The organism is Nonomuraea sp. NPDC050663 (genome assembly GCF_044456985.1).
In the GTDB taxonomy this organism is placed as follows: domain Bacteria; phylum Actinomycetota; class Actinomycetes; order Streptosporangiales; family Streptosporangiaceae; genus Nonomuraea.
Window position 1 is genome coordinate 72,509 of sequence record NZ_JBITGL010000022.1, and the last position, 19,719, is coordinate 92,227.

A 19,719-nucleotide genomic window follows, 5' to 3' on the forward strand; every position below is an offset into this window, starting at 1 on the left:
GGGCATGGACTCCAGCCAGCTCCTCCCGTACGGCGGCGCCCTGTTAGGTCTGTTCCTGCTGCTGTGGGTGCTCGACAAGTTCACCGGCGGCATCGTGGAGGAGCTCGGCAAGCGCAGCCTCGACAGGCTGGTGCGCCGCCCCCGCCAGGGCGGCCTGTTCGGGCGCCGCGCGCTGCGCTCCTACGCCGCCGCCGTACGGCACGCCTTCGGCACCCACACCATGGGCTTCCGCAAGGACGACGCCCCGGTGACGGTCGAAGAGGTCTACGTCCCGGTGCGATACGAAAGCGAGGGGCGGGGCGCCGAGCTGGAACAGCTGCTGGCCACCCGCACCCGCACTATCGTCGTCGGCGAGCCGGGCGCGGGCAAGTCGATGCTGCTCAAGCACCTCATGCTCGGCTGGGCCCGCGAACCGCGACGCGACCGGCGTGTCCCGGTCCTGGCCGACCTGCACCAGTTCGGCGACCTGACTCTGCTCGACCTGCTGACGCGTTCCCTCAGCGGCGGACGTCACCCGGTCACCGCCGAGCAGGTCCGCGAGGCGCTCGGCGGCGGGCGGCTGCGGGTCTACTTCGACGGGCTCGACGAGGTGGGCCGCGATCACCAGCCCGCTCTCCTGGCCGAGCTGCGGGAGCTGGCCCGCGACCACCCCGACTGCCCGATGGTGGTCACCTGCCGGGAGTCGGTCTACCAGGGCGAGCTGGCGGCCGAGTTCGGGGCCCCCGTCAAGGTCGTCGAGCTCGACGACGCTGCCCTGCGGGTGCTGCTGCGTCACCTGGTCGGCGCGGGGGAGCGCGCCGACCGGCTGCGGGGCGCGCTGCACGCCAACCACGCGGTGCTCGAACTGGCCCGCAGCCCCATGCTGCTCACCATGATCTCCTACCTGTTCCTGGAGGGCGTCTTCGGCGAGCGCGCCGAGAGGCTGCCCAGGTCCCGCTCGGAGTTCTACGAGCTGGCCGTGTCATACCTGCTGCGCCGCGACGCCGCCCGCGGTCTGGGCGGCGCGACGCGCTTCGACGCGCCGGTGAAGCTGGCGGTGCTGCGACGGCTGGCGCTGCACCTGATGAGCAGCGGCGACGGGCGCACCATCGGCCATCGCGACCTGCTGGCGCTGGTGCGGGCCGAGGCCGGCGACTTCAACCTCGACCCCGGCCAGGCGGGGGCGCTCGTCGACGAGATCGTCGACCGCAGCCGGCTGCTCATCCGGCTGGCCTCGGACGAGGGGGTCTACGCCTTCCGGCACCTGTCACTCCAGGAATACCTGGCGGCCGTCGAACTGTCGAAGGGCGGCCAGGAGCTGGCGCGGCGATACCGCGCGGCCCCCGCCGCCTGGCACGAGGTCGTGCGGATCTGGTGCGCGGTGACCAGCGACGACTGCACCTGGCTGCTGCGCGACCTCTACGCCGACGCCGGCTCCCACGTCCTGGTGCTGCGCTGCCTGGCCGAGGCGACGCGGGTCGAGTCCGCCTTCGCCGACGTCGCCATTGACGCCTTCCTGGTGGAGGTCAGACTCCGTGCGCCGCTGCCCGATCCGGCGGTGAAGGCGCTGGGCGCGCTGGCGGCCATCGACACCCCGCGCGGTAACCGGGCCTTCACCGAACTGCTGAGCCTCACCTCCGACGACCCCGGCAACCAGACCGCCTACCTGGCGCTGGCCGCCTCGGGACGCCCCGGGGCGCTCAGCGCCATCGTCGCGGCCGCGCAGGACTCCGCAGCCGCGCGCGAGGCGCTGAGCTCGATGGGCGACCTGGCGGTGCCCGAGCTCCGCAGGGTCGGCACCGATTGGGCGATCGACGAGCTGGGCTGGATCGGCACCCCGGCCGCCGCCGAGGCGCTGGCGCGGCTCGTGACCGAGTCGCGCAGCGTCCGCGCCGCCTGGTGGCTGGCGGCCCGCCTCAACCGCGACGACGTGCGGGCCGGCTTCAACGCGCACCGCGACCCCGCGCCCACCTCCGCGCTGAGCGAGCCGTACCGCGACGACTGGTCGCCGCGCCTGCGCGCGGTCTTCGAGGAGGTGGTCCAGGCTCTCGGCGGCGCTGCCGCCCCCGGAGCGCGGCCGGAAGGGTTGCCGCCGATCTTCCCGCCGGTGGCGCTGGCGGTCGTGGCCCTCGACAGGTCGCCCGGCATCGGCACGGTGTCGCAGGCGCCGCTCACCGACCAGACCAAGCGGGCGGCGCTGATGGTCCTGTCACAGGTACGCACGAAGCCCCCGCTGTCTGGCCGTGACGAGATGCAGATGGCGCTCGTGGCGCTGGCGGAGGTCACCGAGAGGCACGGCGAGGACCAGGACGTGGCGGACGCCGTGCAGCGCCTGTCCACCCAGCTCGTGCTTCGCATGACGATGCTCCCCGCCACCAGGACCGTGCTCCGCTCCGTCGAGTGGCCCACGCAAGCGGCCATTCTTGGCCGCTTCCCCAAGGGCTGGGGCCTGGACCAGTGGAGGCTGCTGGCCGACGAGCGGCCGGAACCGAAAGCGCTGCGCTGGGCCTACCTCGCCTCCGTGGTCGTCTTGTCGCTGGTCATCGCCGGGATGGGAGGCTACGGGCTGCTGAGCGCCATGATCGGCTCCCGGCCCCTGGGCCCCGCGTTCCTGCCCGCGCTGACGCTCGTCGGCACGTTGGTGTTCATCGTGGGAGTCTTCGCCGTCAAGACGAACCTGGGCTTCGTACTCTTCCTCATCGGCGCCCTGGGGGGAGCCGTCGGCTGGTTCTGGTTCGCCGTCCTGACGATGACCGGCTCCCTCGGCTACAACGCGGGCGGTGGATTGATGGCGGTCCTGACGGTGCTGCCGTTCGTCCTGCGTTCGATCTACGCCCACCGCAGACGGCGCTGGGCCAACCCCTTCCGTGAGGTGCTGGCCCAGTGCGCTCCCCGCCTCCTGCCCCGCGGCTCACGTGCCCGCTGAGCCGAGTTTGCCGGTGGCCAGGAAGTCGACGGCGATCCGGTAGAAGCTGGAGATCGACTCGCCGCCCTCGGTCCCGTCGAGGAACTGCTTGCGCACCTTGGTGAAGGGGAAGGCGACGGCGTTGTTGGGGAAGCGCACACCCCAGCCGTCGTCGTCGGTGTGGCGCCACGCGCCGGCGGCGGCCTCGACGAGGCAGGCGCCGAGGAAGGAGCCGAGCACGCCCACGAGGCCGTCGATCCGCTCGGGGTCGAAGTCGGGGCGCTCCCGCTGGCGGTCGATGAAACCCTCGACCCAGGCGACGGAGCCGGCGTTGAGGCCGAAGTCGACGTCGCTCAGTGGGCCGAGCTGGTCGATGGCCAGGCGCACGTTCTCCTCGATCATGCGCATCTCGTCGTTGGTCATGGCGAAATGGTGACATCGGCCGTGACGGGCGATCAATCGGAATTGTCGCCGGAGCCGTTCCGGGAACGGCGCCCGTCCCCGGAACGGCGCCCGTCCCCTCAGGAACGCCCGTCCGACCAGGCGCGCCACAACGCCGCGTAGCGGCCGCCCGCGGTCAGGAGCTCGGCGTGGGTGCCGGTCTCGACGACCCGGCCGCCGTCCATGACCACGATCCGGTCCGCCGAGGCGGCCTGGGTGAGGCGGTGGGCGACGACGAGCGTCGTACGGCCGGCCGACGCCTGGTCGATGGCGCGTTCGAGCACGCGCGCACCGGCGCTGCCCGCCTCGGCGGTCGCCTCGTCGAGCACGGCGACCTCGGGGTCGGCCAGCACCAGGCGGGCCAGGGCGAGCTGCTGGCGCTGGGCGGGGGTCAGGCGGTGGCCGCCCTCCCCGACGACGGTGGACAGGCCGTCGGGCAGGGCCAGCGCCCAGTCCAGCGCGTCGACCAGCGACAGCGCCCGGCGCAGCTCGTCGTCGGTGGCCTCGGGCCTGGCCAGGCGCAGGTCCTCGGCGAGCGGCCCGGCGAACACGTGGACCTCCTGGGTGACCATGCCGACGCCGCGCGCGGCGACCTTGCCGCCGGTCGGGGTGTGCAGGCCGGAGATCAGCTTGGCCAGGGTGGTCTTGCCCGCGCCGCTCGCGCCGACCAGGGCGACGCGTTCGCCGCCGGCCACGACCAGGTCGACGTCGTGCAGGACGGGACGTCCCGTGACGTAGGCGTGGCCGAGGCCGCGCACCTCGACGGCGGCCTCGCCCGAGGGCTCGACGTGGGCGGCGGGCGCCGGGAGCGGCAGGTCGGTGACGCCGACCAGGCGGGCCAGCGCCGCGGTCGCCGACTGGGCGTCGTCGAGCAGCGCCAGCGCCGTGTTGACCGGTCCGAAGAGGCTGTGGAAGTAGAGTGCGGCGGCCGTCGCCTCGCCGATCGAGGCCTGGCCGTTGCGGACCAGCAGGAAGCCGGTGATGAGGACGGCCGCCAGACCGGCGTACTCGGCGATGTGCAGGCGGCTGTAGAAGCCCATCGCCAGGCGAAGCCCGCGCATGGTCAGCTCGACCGCCGCGAGCGAGCGGTTCTCGACCCGGCCGAGGTGCTCGTCGTGGCGCAGGAACGCGCGGACCGTCGGCGCGCCGCCGATGGTCTCCAGCAACTGCTGCTGCTGGGCCCCCGCCGCGACCCGCTGGGCGGCGTACAGGGGTACGGCGTGGCGGACGTACCAGCGGGCGGTCAGCACCTGCACCGGCACGGCGATCAGCGCCGCCACGAAGAAACGCCAGTCGACCAGGGCGAGCGCGCCGAGCGTGAGCACGATCGTGAGCGCCGAGCGGGCCAGCTCGGGCAGCGCGCTGCGCACCGCGTCGGCGACCCTGCTGACGTCGGCGGTGACCCGCGCGGTCAGGTCGCCGGAGCCCGCCCGCTCCACCTGCTCCAGGGGCAGCGTCAGAGCCCGCGCGACGAAGTGCTCGCGCAGCTCGGCCAGGACGGTCTCGCCCAGCTGGGCGACCTTGGCCAGGCCGAGCGCGGTCAGCGCGCCCGCGGCCAGGGCGACCACGACCAGCAGCGCGATCGGCGGCAGCAGCGCGCCCTCGCCCGCGGCGACCAGGTCGATGACCCAGCCGAGCAGCGGCTGGGTGGCCAGTCCCGTCGCGGTGGCGACGACCATGACGCCGAAGCCGTACACGGCCAGGCGGCGGTGCGGCCTGACCAGCTCGCGTACGGCGGAGCGGGTGCGCGCCGGGGTGGCGACGGGCAGCAGGTGACGCTCGGGGGCACTCATGCCAGCACCGCCGTCCGGTAGGTGTCGCTCTCGTGGACCAGTTCGGCGTGGGTGGCGTCGGCGGCCACGCGCCCGCCGTCGACCAGGACGACCCGGTCGGCCGCCGCCAGCAGGGCGGGGCTGGTCGTGACCAGGATGGTGGTGCGGCCGGGGCGCGCTTCTCGCAGTCCGGCGGCGATGCGGGCCTCGGTGACGGCGTCCACGGCGGTGGTGGGCTCGTGCAGCACCAGGACCGGGCGGTCGGCGGCCAGGGCGCGGGCGAGCGCGACGCGCTGGCGCTGCCCGCCCGACAGGCTGTTGCCGCGCTCGCCGACCAGGCTCTGCCCGCCTTCGGGGAGGGAGTCGAGGACCTCGTCGGCGCCCGAGGCGGTGAGCGCGACGGGGGAGTGGGCGCCCAGGTTCTCCGTCACGGTGCCCTCGAACAGGTCGGCGTCGTGCGCGGCCACCAGGATCGCTTCGCGCAGGGCCGCCGGGTCGACGCCGGTGAGGTCGACGCCGTCCAGCTCGACGACGCCGCCGAGGGGGTCGGCCGAGCGTCCCAGGCAGTGCAGCAGCGCTGACGCCGCCGCCGGATCGGGGGCGACCACGCCGAGCAGTTCGCCGGGCCGTACCTCGAGATCGAGGCCGTCGAGGCCGCCCAGACGCACGCCGCGCAGCCGTACGGAGCCCTGGACGGGGGAGGGCGGCGGGGCGGACCCCGCGGCGACGGCGGGCGGGGCCGCGAGGACCTCGGCGACGCGGGCGGCGGAGGCGCGCGCCTGCGCCAGCTCGCTGTTGACCCAGGCCAGCAGGTGCAGCGGCCCCATCAGGAACAGGGCGAGGCCCACGCACGAGACCAGCTGGCCCAGGCTGATGGTGCCTTCCTGGGCCAGGCGGGCGCCGATGTAGGCGACGAGCGCGACGAAGAGCCCGGTCAGCGCGAGCACCATGCCGTTCTGCAGCGCCTGGGCGCGCGCGGCGCGCATGGTCGCGGCGAGCGAGTCGCGGCTGGTGCGCCGGTAGCGGGCGACGGCGGCCTGTTCGGCGCCGATGCCCTTGAGCACGCGCAGCCCGGCGACCAGGTCGGCGGCGACGCCCGAGGCGTGGGCGGCGCGTTCCTGCTCGGTGGAGCTGCGCCGCTCCAGCGGTTTGGCCAGCAGGTGGCCGAGCCAGGCCAGGGCGGGTGTGCCGAGCAGGACCAGCAGGCCGAGCGGCAGCGAGGTGTTGAGCAGCACGACGGTGCCGACGGCCAGACCGGACAGTCCCGCCGCGGCCACCGCGACGACCAGGTTGACCGCGCCCGCGCGCCGCACGTCCTCGGTGGCGATGGTGGTCAGGGCGCCGGGCAGCCTGCCGTCCTCGGCGCCGCCGCCCGCGTGCAGCACCCGGCGCACCACCCGCAGGCGCAAATCGTGGGCGGCACGCTCGGCCGAACCCTCGGCGATGCGCCCGCCGAAGCGGTAGCTGAAGGACAGCACGACGTAGACGCCGGCCAGCACGCCCAGCCACGACAGCAGCGACGACAGCTCGGTCTCGTCGATCATGACGCCGATCAGGACCGGGATCAGCGCCTCCGTGGCCTGGTGGAGGGCCAGCAGGAACGCGCCGAGAATGACGGCGCCCCGCTGGCCGCCGATCGCCTGCCGCAGCACACGGACTCCTTCACGAAAGGGTTGAACTTAGGCAAAGCTAACCTAAGGGGCGCTTGGGGACCAACCTATGTCACCCTGGGACGGTGTACGTCCGCCCTGACGCCCGTGACTGGAGGTGCGAGCCCGCACCCGCCGGCGTGCGCGACTTCCACCGGAGCCTGCCCGGATACGCGCCCACCCCGCTGACCGGCGTGCCCGCGATAGCCGCCGAACTGGGCCTGGGCCGGGTGCTGGTCAAGGACGAGTCGCAGCGCCTGGGCCTGCCCGCCTTCAAGGTGCTCGGCGCCTCATGGGCCATCCACCGCGCCGTGCCCGCCGGAAGCCGGGCGCACCTGGTGACCGCCACCGACGGCAACCACGGCCGCGCGGTCGCCCGCATGGCCCGCCTGCTCGGCCACACCGCCGAGATCCTCATCCCCGGCGGGGTGCCCGAGGAGGCCGTCGCCGCCATCGAGGGCGAGGGCGCCACGGTGCGGCGCGCTGACGGCTCCTACGACGAGGCGGTACGGCAGGCGGCCGGGGTCGAGGGCGCCGTGGTCGTCCAGGACACCGCCTGGCCCGGCTACGAGGAGATCCCCGGCTGGATCGTCGAGGGCTACTCGACGTTGTTCTCCGAGATCGACGACGAGGTCGGGGAGCCCGACCTCGTCGTGGTCCCGGCCGGGGTCGGCTCCCTGACCCAGGCCGCCGTCACCCACTACCGGGGCCGCCCCGGACGCACCGCGCTCATGACGGTCGAGCCGGAATCGGCCGCCTGCGTGCTGGCCAGCCTGCTGGCGGGCGAGCCCGTCACCGTGGAGACCGGCTTCACCGTGATGACCGGGCTCAACTGCGGCACCGTCTCCAGCCTGGCCTGGCCCTACCTTCGGGACGGGCTGGACGCCGCGGTCGCGGTCGGCGAGGACGACAGCCTGCGGGCGGTGCGCGACCTGGGCGCGCTCGGGATCTCGGCCGGCCCGTGCGGCGCGGCGGCCCTGGCGGGGCTGCGCGCGGCCCGGCGGCGGCTCGACCTCGGACCGGATGCCACGGTGGTGCTGCTCAACACCGAAGGATTTGTCGGTGGTGCAGATTAATCTCCTGCCCGTGGAACCGTTACAGATGCCGCCCCTGGTTCTCTTCCAGGGCAACACCCCCGCGTTCCTGCTCGCCTGGCGCCGCGAGGAGTCATGGGAGGGCCGGCTGGCCATCCCGCAGTCCAGCCGCGACGTGCGCGGCGAGCTCGTCCACGGGCACAACTACCGCTGGGCCCCGGCCGCCGACTTCGCCAGCCTGCCGGGCGCCGACTACACCGGGGTGCCCAGGGACGGCGCCGAGCCGCTGCGCCTGCCGCCCCTGGTGCTCTACAGCGGGCACCCCGCCTTCCTGCTGGCCTGGCGCCCGTTCGAGACCGACGGGCGCCAGGGCTGGCAGGCGAGCCTGGCCGTGCCCCCGATCGCGGGTGAGCCGCCCGAGCTGACCTACCTGCAGGTCGGCGCGAGCAGCGTCACCCGGTTGCCGGAGGTCGACTACAGCCAGGTGAAGCGGGGCAGCGCGGTCAGCTGACCGTGATGGTGTGCAGCAGGCTGTTGAGGCCGGTGCCCGCCTCCCACGTGCCGGTGTTGGCCAGGCGGATGGCATAGTCCGGCCGGGAGCCGAGCTGCGGGTCCGGCAGCGACAGCAGCAGCGTGTACGAACCGGCGGGGATCGACGCCGGCACCGTCAGCGTGCGCGCGACCGTCGTGGTCGTGCCGCCGAGCCAGGTGCGCGGGTCGGCGCCCAGGGGCAGCCGGTAGGTCCCGCCGCTGCCGCGCAGCACCAGGTCCAGGCCGCGCGGGTTGACCGGTGCGGCCCAGCCCTCGTTCCTGATCGTGATGGCCACGGGCAGCGCGCCGCCCCTGGCCGCCGTCGCCGGATAGGTGCCGCTCTGCAGCGCCAGCCGGTAGCCGAGCTTGCGGGTGACGTCGGCCATGCAGCTCGACCAGCTCGCCAGCACGCCGGTGTGGTAGTCGGTGTTCAGGTAGGTCCAGTGGAAGCGCGACATCTCGCTGAGCGCCGTGGGGCAGTCGGAGCGAGGCGGGTTGGGGTTGCACGTCTCGCCGCCCATCGAGGTGTAGGCGGTCTCGGCCTCCAGGTAGGGGTACTCCACGGCGGGGTTGGTGTAGGTGCCGTAGTCGTCGGGGCTGGCCAGGAAGCAGTCGTTGTGGTGCCCAAGCCTGGCCGCCGCGCTGCCGTTGTGCGCCTGGCCGGGGGTCAGCGCGGCCGTGCCGTACATGGTGCGCTTGATCGCGGGCGTGCGCAGCTGCACCGTACGGCTCGCGGGCAGGACGCTCAGCAGCTTGTCGGTGACGGCCTTGCGGTTGGCCCAGTCGGTGGCGCTGACGACGCCGGCGTTGCCGAAGTTCTGCGTGTAGTACCACTCGCCCCAGGCGCCGATGAAGCCCGCCTGCATGACGTGGATGACGTCGGCGTTGGCCTGCAGGATCGGCCGGAGCTGGTCGAGGTGGGCCAGCACGCGGTCCCTGGGCGCGTCGGCGCCGTCGGTGGCGGCGGTGTAGGCGAAGCGCAGGATCATCTTCAGCCCCGCCGCGCGCACGGTGGCCAGCTGCTGCTGGAGCTGGTCGAGCGCCGCCTGGCCGATGGGGGCGTTGCGATACTCGGCCAGGTAGAACACGCACATCACCAGCGAGATGTGCTGGTTGACCCGGTAGTCCTGCAGGGTGGCCTGGGAGAAGTCGTTCTTGTCGCAGTCTCCGGTGTGGTGGTAGAAGCCGCGGTCGGGGTTGGCGAACGTCGCGGTGGTCGGGGTGTAGGTGACGGTCGTGCCCGTGCCGCCTCCTCCTCCGCCCGAGTAGACGTGGGTGAGCTTGGCGGAGGTGTCCAGCGGCGCCTCGGTCTGGAAGACCAGGTCGGCGTCGTTGGGCGTGGCGCCCTCGCCGAGGTCGGCGCGGTCGACGGTCCAGCGGGCGGTGCCGCCGGTGGCGCTGTGGGTGACGGTCTTGACGGTGGTCCAGCTCCAGCCGCCGCCGTTGTGCCGGTAGAGGGTGGCGTTCTCCAGCAGGTAGTCGGCGCCGACGCCGCCCTGGGCGAAGCCGGTGGCGGCGTTGCGGTCGGTGTCGACGTAGACGCGCGTGTAGGCCGGGGCGCCGGTGTAGGAGAACTGGTAGGTCACGGTGGTGGCGGTGTTGGTGGCCGTGCCGCCGGTGATGGCCAGCAACAACGCGAGGATCAGACGCATCGCGGTAGCTCCTAGGAGAGGGTGAAGGAGGCGAGCGTGCCGGACGCGGCGGGCAGCCGGTCCGCGGGGTGGTTGTTCTTGATGAAGCCGATCCTGAGCCTTTGACCCGCGCCCAGGGTGCTGAGCGGTATGGCCGCCTCGACGACGGTGTCGTTGCGGGCGAAGGGGACCTGACCGCGCGGGCTCCACGACCAGCCGGAGCCGCCGTGCCGGTAGAGGTTGGCGTTCTCGAGCATCCATTCGGCGCCCGAGGGGTTGCTCCAGCCTCCGGCGTTGTAGCCGGTGGCGGGGTCGTGGTCGGTGTCGAGGAAGAACTGCTCGAGCACGTTGAGGCCGCTGCCCTGGGCGAGCAGGTAGAGCTTGACGCCGTCGGTGGCGGCCTTGAGGGTGTGCACGCCCGCGGTCCCGGTCAGCAGCGGGGGCACGGCCGACCAGTCGGAGGCGTTGCCGTCGATCGTGAAACCGGCGCCAGGGGTCGGCGTGGGAGTCGGGGTCGGGGTCGGCGTGGGTGTCGGGGTCGGGGTGGGTGTCGGTGTGACGGTGGGTGTCGGCGTGGGCGTGGGAGTCGGAGTGGGCGTGGGGACGGTTCCCGGCACCGTGAACCTCACCGACGAACCGCCGAAGTTCGCCACCCGGAACCACGTCCAGATCTCCCGCCCCGCCATCGACGAGGGGAAGACGTGCTCGCGCGCGAACTCCAGCTCCGCCCGGTTGCCCGCCTGGGCGACCCGCACCGGCCAGCCCCGGTTGCCGGGCGCGCCCGCGCTGGAGAAGCGGAACACGTCGCCCTGCCCGGCCACGTGCGGCAGCAGGTAGGCCTGGTGCAGCGACTCCAGGTAGACGCGCGCGTCGGGCGAGGTCGGCCACCACGGCTGCCACCCCGACGGCCCGTCCTTATCGACGTCGAAGTAGATCATCTCCTGGGCCAGGCTGAGCGCCTGTTTGGCCTCGACCATCAGCAGGAACCGGTCGCCCGCGAACCGGGCGAACACCTTCGTGATGCCCTTGCCGTTGGCCCCGGCCGGGTCGTTGAAAATCGGAGTCTCGCCCGACCACTCGCCGAAGGAGCCGTCGGCGGCGAAGCCCCCGCTCGGGTGCACCCCGGCCTGCGACGGCGCGGCACGGCCCTGCGCGTCGAGCCAGTTCTTGGCGTCGTCGTAGATCGCGGAGTTGAAGTGGGTGGCCCCGCTGACGTCGTAGGCCAGGTAGCCGCTGTTGGCGACCACCTCGTTCATCCACTTGTGGGTCCCGCCGGACGGCACGCGGAAGTCGATGATGACGACGTTGAACCCGTCGGCGGCGCCGGCCTGGGCGTTGACGTAGTCCTTCCAGAAGCCGCCGAAGTTGTCGCGGTGCCGGTAGGTCGCCGACGCGCGGTCGGTGTTCCAGTTGTCCGCGTAGCCGGGGCTGGTGTCGTAGAAGCCGGGAATGTAGGCGTTGTAGTACCACGACTCGGTGACGAAGACGTTGATCGCGCGCCGGTAGCGCGCCGCGAACTGCGAGGTTCCCTCGTCGGGGTTGAAGTACCAGTAGCCCCGGTTGGCCGCGACCACCTTCGACGGGTCGACGGCCTTGATCTTCTCCACCAGCTCGACCATGCCCTCGGCGGTGAAGCCGAAGTTGCCGCGCGGGCCCCACGACACCGAGGGCCCCGCCCCGCCGATCGGGTCGGGCGTGTCGACGGTGTCGAGGAAGACGCCGTCGTAGCCGCCGTCGTTGACGATCTTGTCGGTCTGGTAGGTGACGAACGTCTGCCAGGCCGGGTCGCCGCCGTTGACGTAGCCGCCGCCGTAGGTCTTGTTGACGTCGACCACGCCGTCGCCGTTCCTCCAGTACCCGCCGTAGGGGTAGCGGGCGTCGGCCACCCACGTGCCCTGCTGATCCAGGTACCAGGGCATGACGCCCTTGTTGCCCCACCTCAGGCGCTGCTCCCAGGAGGGGAAGGAGGCGTCGTAGGTCCCGTCCGGCGTGGCGCCGCCCTCGACGTCGAGGTAGCGGCCCGAGGCGTCGTAGTTCCACGGGTTGGGCCCGTGCACCGGCCCCGACGGGCCGCCGTAGCCCGCCGGGAGCAGCCCCATCTCGATGCCCTTGGCGACGCTCAGGTGCCCCGACGAGCCGGGGATGATCGTCGGCAGCATCTCGCCGATCGACAGGTAGCCGAGCACGATGACGTCGTCGGCGTTGCCCATCACGCCGTCGAGGCCGCGCTTGATCTCCTGCACCTGCGAGCTGGTCACCGACTCGAAGTAGAACTCGTCGCGCGTCACGTTCAGCACGCGCAGGGTGGGTTCGAGCACCACCAGGTCGTAGCCCTTGAGCTGGGTGAGCTTGGCCTGGTCGAGCTGGCCGTACCAGAAGGCGGTCCGGCTGTTGGCGCTGAGCGTCGGCACCTTGCCGTAGAAGGCGGCGCCGGCGGTGCTCTGCGCCGCGGGTAAGGGCAGCAGGAGGGCCATGGACAACAGCAGCCTCGATAACATGCGCTACCCCACCTCGACGATCGCGCTGTAGGCCTCGGGCGAGCTGCCGGAGCCGTGGAAGAGCACGCGGTGCGGTCCCGCGTCGCCGCGCGGGACCCGCCAGACGTACAGGTCGTCGGCGGAGGAGACCAGCGGGCTCGGCCCTTCGACGGGCGTCCAGTTCCATCCGGTGCCGGTGTGCCGGTAGTACCAGCCGTTCTCGATCAGGTAGTCGGCGCCGATGCCCTGGACCCCGAAGCCGGTGGCGGCGTCGGCGTCGACGTCCACGTACACGTGGTGGAAGTCGAAGGGCAGCGTGTACTGCGCGCGGTAGGTGACGGTGTCGCCCTCGATCGAGCCGGAGGCGTCGGTGATCGGCTCGCCGCTGGGCAGCGGCGTGGTCACCGTGAGCGGCCCGGCGGCCGGCGACAGGTTGCCGCTGGCGTCGCGCGCGGTGACGGTGAAGGCGTACGTCCCGCCCGGCGTCAACCCGCTGACCGGGATCTCCGTCGTGCCCGCGGGCAGCCGCAGCAGGGTGCGGCCGTCGAGCGCCACGTCGTAGGAGGCCGCGTCGGGCACCGCGTCCCAGGCCAGCCTCACGCTCGCGACCTTGACCTGGGTCGGGCGCAGGTTCGCGGGCGAGGCGGGCGCCGCCGGGTCGGCCGCGCGGGTGGAGATCTGGACGGCGCGGCCCAGCTCGGAGGTGTTGCCCGCCGCGTCGCGGGCGCGCACGGCCACGGTGTGCCGGGCGCCCGGCGGCAGGTCCCGCACGGTGGCGGCAGGCGTACGGCCGGCCGTTCCGGTGACGCGCACGCCGTCGACGTAGACGTCGTAGCCGACGGCGTCACGCACAGGAGGCCAGGCCAGCGTCAGCGAGGTGGAGCCGCGCGAGAGCGCCACCGGCGCGAGCGGGCGGCCGGGCGGCCGGGTGTCGGTGGAGCGGGCGGCGGCCAGCTCGGACTCCCAGTAGTCGGGCAGCGTGTCCCACGGGTTGGCCAGCACGTCGGGCGTGACGTAGATGAAGCCCGCCCCGCGCTCCTTGCCCAGGCGCATCGCCTCGGCCATCTGCTCGGCCGTCGAGGTGGCGTGCACGAGGTGCCAGAACCTGCGGGGATCCCTGCCGCGGTGCCAGTCCGGCGGCTGCCAGGTCCGGTAGGTCTCGTAGGTGCCCTCGAAGGTGAGGCTCACGTCGCCGATGTCGGCGTAGCACTCCTCGGTGCCGATGCCCGGGTTGATGACGGTGAACGCGCCCCGGTTCAGGCTCTTGACCGAGCGGTCGAGCCAGCGGTAGGTCCCGGCGTGCTGGCAGACGTTCTGCACCTCGTCGAGGAAGACGCCGCCCAGGCCGTGCTCGCCGTACAGCCGGTACCAGGTCGCCACGTCCTGCTGCGCCTGGGCCAGCCACGCGGCGTCGGTGGTCTCGCCCAGCCGGGTGGCGCGCCCGGTGCTGCCGAGGTAGCCGGTGGCGACGTAGCCGAGCACGGTGACGCCCTTGTCGCGGGCCCGGCGGATGGCGGCGGCGTAGTTGGGGTCGAAGTCCTTGCCGGGGCCGGAGAAGGGGTTGGCCACCACGACGGAGGCCTGGTCGAGCTGGTCCCAGAGCGGGCCCGGGTAGAAGTAGGCGGGCACGGCGATTCCCTGGCCGCTCGCGACGGAGACGGCCAGCATGATTTTCCCTAACATTTCAGCCCTTGATTCCGGTGTGGGCGATGCCCTGGATGAACTGGCGTTGCAGGAACACGAAGACGGCGATGACCGGCAGCGAGGCCAGCAGCGAGCCGGCCATCAGCACGGGGTAGTCGGTCTGGAACTGGCCCTGCAGCGAGGCCAGACCCGCGGAAAGGGTCATCTTCTCGGGGTCGGTGTTGACCACCAGCGGCCAGAACAGGTCGTTCCACGACCACAGCAGCACCAGCACCGCCAGCGCGACCAGGCCGGGACGGGCCAGCGGCAGCATGATCGACCAGTACACGCGCACCGGTCCCGCGCCGTCGAGGCGGGCGGCCTCCTCCAGTTCCTTCGGCAGGCTCATGAAGAACTGCCGCAGCAGGAAGACGCCGAACGCGCTGAACAGGCCGGGCACGATCAGCGCCTGGAGGCTGTTGAGCCAGCCGAGGTCGGCCATGATCTGGTACTGCGGGATGACGAACAGCTGCGGGGGCACCATCAGCACCGACAGGAACACCCCGAAGATGACGTTCTTGAACGGGAAGCGCAGCCGGGCGAAGGCGTAGGCGGCCATCGAGCACAACAGCACCTGCCCCGCCGTACGGCCCACCGCCATGAGGACGGTGTTGAGGAACTGGTCGCCGAAGGGCAGCAGGTCGAACATGCGCCCGTAGTTCTGCCACCGGCCGCTCGGCAGCAGGCTGGGCGGCACCTGGGTGGCCTCGCTGAGCGTCTTGAGCGAGGTGACGATCTGCCAGGCGAACGGCGCGACCATCACCAGCGCGGCCGGGATCAGGACCGCGTGAACACGCTTAGCCATAGTGCACCCACCTGCGCTGGAGCCGGAACTGCAGGGCGGTCAGCGCGATGATGATCACCAGGAGCATCATGACGACCGCCGCCGCGTAGCCGCGGTCGTTGGTGACGAACGCGCGGTCGTAGAAGAGCTGCACGACCGTCTGGAGCCGCGGGAAGGCCGGGTTGGCCCGCGCCGCGGCGCCGGAGCCGCTCATCACGTAGACCAGGTCGAACAGCTGCAGCGAGCCGATCACCGACACCACCGAGACGAAGAAGGCGGTCGGCGACAGCAGCGGGACCGTCACCTTGAAGAACTGCCTGATCGGCCCGGCGCCGTCGATCGCCGCCGCCTCGTAGTACTCCTTCGGGATGGCCTGCATGCCCGCCAGGAAGATGATCAGGTTGTAGCCGAGACTGCTCCACACCCCCACGACGACCAGCGCGTACAGCGCGGTCGCCGGGTCCGACACCCAGTTGGGCCCGTCGAGGCCCACCAGCGCCAGCAGGTGGTTGATCAGGCCGTAGTCGCCGTTGTAGAGCCAGCGCCACACCATGGCGATCGCCACCGGCATGGTGACCACGGGCAGGAAGAACAGCGTGCGGTAGGCGCCCACGCCGCGCAGGCCCTTCACGTTGAGCAGCGCGGCGAAGACGATCGCGAGCGGGATGGCTGCCAGGCCGAGCGCGGTGTAGAGCAGCGTGTTGCGCAGCGCCTGGCCGACTTCGGGATCCTGGACCAGCCGCAGGTAGTTGTCGAAGCCGGTCCAGGTGTGGCCGCCGAACGCGCCCCACTCGGTGAGGGAGAAGTAGGCGGTCTGCAGCACCGGCCACAGGTAGAAGACGGCCAGGCCGAGCCCGGTGGGCGCGATGAAGGCCAGCCCCCACAGCGCCTCGGAGCGGCGGCTCCTGTCCTGCCCCTTCTCGGGCGCCGCGTGCGCGGCGCCCGATCGGGTGGTGGTGAGGGTCATGTCATTCCTTGGCGAGCAGGTCGTTCATCGCGGTGGCCAGCGTGGCGGCCGCCTGCTCGACGGGCACCTCCCCGGTCCAGGCCTTGGTGAGCTGGGTCAGCTCGGCCTCGTTCCACGCCGCGGTGTTCTTGGAGACCGGGAACGGCGCGGCGTAGGAGACCGCGTCGAGGAAGGTCTGCAGCTTGAACTCGGGGTGCGCGCCCACCCAGTCGCCCTGGGTGCCGGTGTAGGCGGGGATCGGGCCCTTCTTGCCCAGCAGCTCGGCGGCCTGCTTGGAGCCGAGGAACTTCACGAACGCCCACGCCTCGGCGGGGTGCGCGGTCTTGGCCGACATCACGTTGGCCACGCCGTGGATGATGGTCGCCTGCTTCTCACCCTTGGGCAGCGGCGCGACGTCGACCTTGTCCTTGGTGTAGTCGTTGCCGGAGAACTCGGTGACGTTCCAGCTCCCGCCCCAGTACATGGCGATCTTGCCCGCCTCGAACAGCTGCAGCGGGGTGGTGTCGGTCATGGTCTTGAGGTCGGGGGAGTGCTTGGCCGCGATGAGGTCGGTCCAGAACTTCAGCCCGGCGATGGTCTTGGGGTCGTCGTAGCCCGACTTCCTGCCGTCGGGCGAGATCACGAAGCCGCCGGCCTGGGTGATCGTGTTGTACTGGTACTCCTGGAAGCTGCCCAGCTGGGCGGCGGTGCCGTAGACGCCCTTGCCGGCGTCGGTCAGCTTGGCGGCCGCCTGCTGGAAGTCGGTCCAGGTCCAGCCGTCCTTCGGGTACGGCACGCCGGCGCCGTCGAAGAGGGTCTTGTTGTACCAGACGCCGATGGTGTCCATGTCCTTGGGCAGGCCGTACAGCTTGCCCTCGTAGGTGTAGAGATCGACCAGCGGCTTGGGGTAGACCGACGCGTCGACCTGCTCCTCGATCGGCTTGATCACCCCGTTCGAGGCGTAGAGCTGGAAGTTCGGGCCGTTCATCCAGAAGACGTCGGGGGCGGCGCCGCCGGTGGCCGCCGCCTTGAGCTTGGTCCAGTAGTCGGCCCACGGGGTGAGCTGGACCTGGACCTTGACGGCCGGGTTGGCCTTGGAGAACTCCGCCGCCAGCTCCTCCATCACGGGCTTCTGGTTGGCGTCCCACACCGCGTAGGACAGGGTGACCGGCCCGCTCGCCTCCTTGGGGGCCTGGTTCCCCGCCCCGCTCTCCGTCCCGCTCGAACAGGCTGACAGGGCCACGATCGCCCCGAAGACTCCCGCGCCGACGCGCGTCCACTTCCGCATTCCCGGCCTCCTATGAGTGCCCAAAACCTTGGGATAATCATGGATTCCAGGGAAATTAAGTCAAGCCTCGATTCGGTCACGCGAGGAAGCTGGAGGGGGCCGCCAGCTCACCAGGGCGGTTCAGAGCTGCGTCGACGTGGTCGAGAGCCAGGCGAAGAGCGCCCAGTGCGACGCCCTCGTCGGCGAGCGCGGAGGCGCGGACTTCGGGAGTCCTGATGCATCTTCTGTCGAGTTCCGCGCGCAGCGTGCCCAGGATCAGGTCGGCCGAGCGCGAGAATCCGCCGCCGACGACGACCAGTTCGGGGTCGAGGGTCAGCACGAGAGCGGAGGCGCCGACGGCGATGTCCTTGACGTAGCGGCGGATCGCGGAGACGGCCTTGCGGTCGCCGTCGCGCGCGGCCTGGAAGATGTTCGCGGCTCCGGGGCCGGGCGTCCAGGCCTTCAGGTGCTCCTGGGCCCTGATCCATCCCACCTGCGGCAACGCCCCTATCTCGCCCGCCGCGTTGCCGAAACCGCGGTGCAGCTTGCCGTCGATGATCAGGCCGGCGCCCGTGCGCAACCCGGCGAGCAGGAACACCACGTCCTTGGCGTAGCGCGCCACGCCCCGCCACGACTCGGCCAGCGCCGCCAGCTTGCTGTCGTTCTCGACCAGCACGGGACCGGAGACCCGGCGCGAGACGTGCGCGGCCACGTCCACCCCGGTCCACTCGGGCAGCGCCTCCGACAACATCACCCGCCCGGTGCCGTCGACCAGCCCGGTCGTGGCCACCCCCGTCGCCCACACGTCGGCGGTGGAGACCCCCGCCCCGGCCAGCGCCCCGGCGATGGCCCGGTCGACCGCGGCCAGGCGCTCCATGCGCCCCATCGACGGATCGACGCCCACGCGCTCGCTGTGCAGCACCTCGCCGTCGAGGTCGGACAGCAGCGCCAGCACCTTGTGCCCGCCGATGTCGACGCCGAGCACCCGCCCGGCGTCGGCGCGGAAGCGGTACCGGCGCGCGGGCCTGCCGACGGTGCCGACCTTGAGCTCCGCCTCGGCCACCCAGCCGCGTTCGAGCAGGTCGCGCACGACGTCCTCGGTCGAGGCGCGCGACAGGCCCGTACGCTGCGCCAGTTCCGTCAAGGTCAGCGCGGACCCGCCGCGCAGGGTGCGCATCACCGTCAGCGCGTTGAGCTGTCGCAGCCGGTGCAGATCGCCGCCGCTGAGTTCCTCGGTCACCGCTTCCCCCTTGAGCCTTGCTCGATCAGACCCTAATAATGATGGAATCCTGAATAATCATGGCGGAAGGATCCCATGTCCGGTGTGACTCTAGCCCTCGTCGGCGCCGGTTTGCGCGGTCAGTCGTACGCGCGTCACGCGGTCGCTGCCAGGAGCGGACGCGTGATCGCGATCGCCGAACCCGACCCGGATCGCAGGCGGGCGGTGGCCGAGGAATTCGGCGTGCCGCCCGAGCGGGTCTTCGCCGACTGGGCCGACCTGGCCGCGGCCGGACGCCTGGCGGAGGCGGCCATCGTCGCCACCCAGGACCGCATGCACACCGCGCCCGCGATCCGGCTGGCCGACCTCGGTTATCACATTCTCCTGGAGAAACCGATGGCCACCAGCGAGGACGAGGCGATGCAGATCGCCGACGCCGCGCAACGCAACCGCATCATGCTCGCCGTCTGCCACGTGCTGCGCTACACGCCCTACACGCGGCTGCTCAAGCAACTGCTCGACGAGGGCCGCATCGGACGGCTCATCAACGTGCAGCACCTGGAGCCGGTCGGCTGGTGGCACCACGCCCACTCGTTCGTGCGCGGCCACTGGCGCAGCCAGGAGACCTCGGCGCCGATGCTGCTCACCAAGGCCTGCCACGACATCGACTGGCTGATCTACCTGACCGGGCAGTTGCCCGCCCGCGTGAGCTCCTTCGGCAACCTCACCCACTTCCGCCCGGAGGAACGGCCCGAGGGCGCCGCCGACCGGTGCCTCGACTGCTCGATCGAGCCCACCTGCCCGTACTCCGCCAAGCGCCTCTACCTCGGCTGCCTGGGCGACCCGGCCAAGGAGTTCTGGCCGCTCGGAGCGCTCACCGAGCGGCGCGACCTGGAGGGCGTGCTCGACGCGCTGCGCACCGGGCCGTACGGCCGCTGCGTCTACGCCACCGACAACGACGTGGTCGACCACCAGGTGGTCACCATGGAGTTCCCCGACGGCACCACGTGCTCCTTCACGATGGCCGCCTTCACGCCGATGGAGCACCGCCGCACCCGGTTGCTGGGCACGCACGGCTACCTCGACGGCGACGGCCGGACGCTGCGCCTGGTCGACTTCCGCACGGGGGAGGAGGAGCTCATCGACGCCAGTCTCGCCGCCGGGCACAGCGCCGCCGACGGCCACGGCGGCGGCGACGAGGCGCTCACCGCCGCCTTCCTCGCCGCGGTGGCGGGGGGCGATCCGAGCCTCATCTCCTCGGACGCGGTGTCGAGCCTGGCCAGCCACCGCGTGGTCTGGGCCGCCGAGCTCGCCCGCACGACGGGAACGGTGGTCACCCTGACAGAGGAGTAGAGCCATCGGGAAATGCGAAATACATTCAATTTTCGGCTTTATTGGGAA

The 19,719-nt window shown here is 72.0% G+C and carries 14 protein-coding genes; 4 read left to right on the forward strand and 10 right to left on the reverse strand.

The window, feature by feature from the left end:
- The first annotated feature begins 4 nt into the window (after positions 1-4).
- On the forward strand, positions 5-2,905 hold the full coding sequence (locus ACIBH1_RS42745) for an NACHT domain-containing protein (RefSeq protein WP_397319821.1): 2,901 nt from the start codon (positions 5-7) through the stop codon (positions 2,903-2,905).
- Here ACIBH1_RS42745 and ACIBH1_RS42750 read toward each other — a convergent pair.
- The 3 genes from ACIBH1_RS42750 to ACIBH1_RS42760 all read right to left on the reverse strand — a co-directional run bounded on the left by ACIBH1_RS42750 (position 2,891) and on the right by ACIBH1_RS42760 (position 6,749).
- Entirely contained in the window at positions 2,891-3,307 is a 417-nt protein-coding gene (locus ACIBH1_RS42750; protein ID WP_397319822.1) for a hypothetical protein, read from the reverse strand. The two genes, ACIBH1_RS42745 and ACIBH1_RS42750, sit on opposite strands and share 15 nt — an antisense overlap.
- Before the next feature lie 98 nt (positions 3,308-3,405).
- Positions 3,406-5,118 (reverse strand): ABC transporter ATP-binding protein, encoded by a 1,713-nt coding sequence (locus ACIBH1_RS42755; protein WP_397319823.1) that lies wholly within the window; start codon positions 5,116-5,118, stop codon positions 3,406-3,408.
- The gene (locus ACIBH1_RS42760) at positions 5,115-6,749 is read right to left on the reverse strand and encodes an ABC transporter ATP-binding protein (RefSeq protein WP_397319824.1); all 1,635 of its coding nucleotides are present in this window, start codon (positions 6,747-6,749) and stop codon (positions 5,115-5,117) included. The genes ACIBH1_RS42755 and ACIBH1_RS42760 overlap by 4 nt, the downstream gene beginning before the upstream one ends.
- An 83-nt stretch (positions 6,750-6,832) precedes the next feature.
- Between ACIBH1_RS42760 and ACIBH1_RS42765 the strand changes: the two genes are divergently transcribed.
- Together ACIBH1_RS42765 and ACIBH1_RS42770 are read left to right on the forward strand one after the other, a co-directional pair.
- The gene (locus ACIBH1_RS42765) at positions 6,833-7,822 is read left to right on the forward strand and encodes a pyridoxal-phosphate dependent enzyme (RefSeq protein WP_397319825.1); all 990 of its coding nucleotides are present in this window, start codon (positions 6,833-6,835) and stop codon (positions 7,820-7,822) included.
- Between the two features lie 10 nt (positions 7,823-7,832).
- A complete protein-coding gene (locus ACIBH1_RS42770; RefSeq protein ID WP_397319826.1) occupies positions 7,833-8,291 on the forward strand; it encodes a hypothetical protein in 459 nt (152 codons plus the stop codon).
- On the opposite strand, the gene ACIBH1_RS42775 is transcribed toward ACIBH1_RS42770, so the two are convergent.
- From ACIBH1_RS42775 to ACIBH1_RS42805, 7 genes are all read right to left on the reverse strand, one after another.
- Positions 8,284-9,963 (reverse strand): DUF4832 domain-containing protein, encoded by a 1,680-nt coding sequence (locus ACIBH1_RS42775; protein ID WP_397319827.1) that lies wholly within the window; start codon positions 9,961-9,963, stop codon positions 8,284-8,286. The genes ACIBH1_RS42770 and ACIBH1_RS42775 overlap by 8 nt on opposite strands.
- An 11-nt stretch (positions 9,964-9,974) precedes the next feature.
- The gene (locus ACIBH1_RS42780; RefSeq protein ID WP_397319828.1) at positions 9,975-12,440 is read right to left on the reverse strand and encodes a hypothetical protein; all 2,466 of its coding nucleotides are present in this window, start codon (positions 12,438-12,440) and stop codon (positions 9,975-9,977) included.
- A 3-nt stretch (positions 12,441-12,443) separates the two neighbouring features.
- Positions 12,444-14,087, reverse strand: a complete 1,644-nt coding sequence (locus ACIBH1_RS42785; protein WP_397319829.1) for a spherulation-specific family 4 protein — start codon at positions 14,085-14,087, stop codon at positions 12,444-12,446.
- A gap of 16 nt (positions 14,088-14,103) precedes the next feature.
- Positions 14,104-14,907 (reverse strand): carbohydrate ABC transporter permease, encoded by an 804-nt coding sequence (locus tag ACIBH1_RS42790; protein WP_397319830.1) that lies wholly within the window; start codon positions 14,905-14,907, stop codon positions 14,104-14,106.
- Positions 14,900-15,853 (reverse strand): carbohydrate ABC transporter permease, encoded by a 954-nt coding sequence (locus ACIBH1_RS42795; protein WP_397319831.1) that lies wholly within the window; start codon positions 15,851-15,853, stop codon positions 14,900-14,902. The genes ACIBH1_RS42790 and ACIBH1_RS42795 overlap by 8 nt, the downstream gene beginning before the upstream one ends.
- A 1-nt stretch (position 15,854) precedes the next feature.
- Positions 15,855-17,120 carry an ABC transporter substrate-binding protein gene (locus ACIBH1_RS42800; RefSeq protein WP_397319832.1) on the reverse strand — a complete coding sequence of 422 codons (1,266 nt, stop codon included), beginning with the start codon at positions 17,118-17,120 and terminating at the stop codon, positions 15,855-15,857.
- 76 nt (positions 17,121-17,196) lie between these two features.
- The gene (locus ACIBH1_RS42805) at positions 17,197-18,339 is read right to left on the reverse strand and encodes an ROK family protein (protein WP_397319833.1); all 1,143 of its coding nucleotides are present in this window, start codon (positions 18,337-18,339) and stop codon (positions 17,197-17,199) included.
- 75 nt (positions 18,340-18,414) lie between these two features.
- On the opposite strand from ACIBH1_RS42805, the gene ACIBH1_RS42810 reads away from it, so the two are divergent.
- Entirely contained in the window at positions 18,415-19,671 is a 1,257-nt protein-coding gene (locus ACIBH1_RS42810) for a Gfo/Idh/MocA family protein (protein ID WP_397319834.1), read from the forward strand.
- The last annotated feature ends 48 nt before the right edge of the window (positions 19,672-19,719 follow it).